The following is a 780-nucleotide window of genomic DNA, read 5'->3' on the forward strand; positions in this document are numbered from 1 at the left end:
GCTGCGGACCTATATCCAGATGCCGGCGCTCGCCATCGGCGCCGCGGTGTCCTCGATGGCGGCGCAAAATGTCGGCGCCGGGCGCTGGGACCGGATCGGCCGCATCGCCGCCTCCGGTGTCGGCTTCAACCTGGTCCTGACCGGCGCACTGGTTGCAGTGCTGTCGGTTTTCGACCGTTCGGTGCTGAGCCTGTTCCTGAGCAGCGACAGCGCGGCGATCGACATCGCCGTCCACATTAACAATGTCGCCTCGTGGTCGTTCATTCTGTTCGGCATAACCATCGTGCTGTTTGCCACCGTACGAGCCACGGGTGCCGTGATGCCGCCGTTGATCATCCTGGTCATTTCGGTGCTGGTCGTGCGCACCGGCTTCGCCTATTTCATGCGTGGCGTGATCGGCGAGGAAGCGCTGTGGTGGAGTTTCCCGGTGGGTTCGATCAGCTCGCTTGTACTGGCGGCGGCCTACTACCGTTTCGGCCGCTGGCGCACCACGCACATGATCGAGAACAGACCGGCAGCCGGCGAGCCGCCGGACACCGGTCTTGGCGTGCCACGCGGACGCGCGCATCTTTCGCCTGAAACACCGAACGGCTGAAGTACCCGTCAGGCCATGGACATGGCGGCAGGGCCGCAATTGATTTGCCGCCCTGCCCGTCACGCCAGACCCGGCGCAAATGAACCTATTTGCAGGAGAAGCCGGGCGCGATCTTGCACTTGCCGGGACGTGGCCTGTGCGGCCGATGGTGCGGAGGACGGTGCGGCTTGTGCCAGTGTGGCGGC

1 protein-coding gene is annotated in these 780 nt (G+C 65.1%); it reads left to right on the top strand.

What is annotated here, in order from left to right; all coding sequences use genetic code 11:
• Positions 1-595, top strand: a 595-nt coding sequence (locus EOC06_RS34765) for an MATE family efflux transporter (protein ID WP_245470329.1), incomplete at its 5' end; no start/stop codon positions are given.
• Positions 596-780 lie beyond the last annotated feature (185 nt).

It is taken from the genome of Mesorhizobium sp. M7A.F.Ca.MR.362.00.0.0 (assembly GCF_004023175.1).
Lineage (GTDB): Bacteria > Pseudomonadota > Alphaproteobacteria > Rhizobiales > Rhizobiaceae > Mesorhizobium.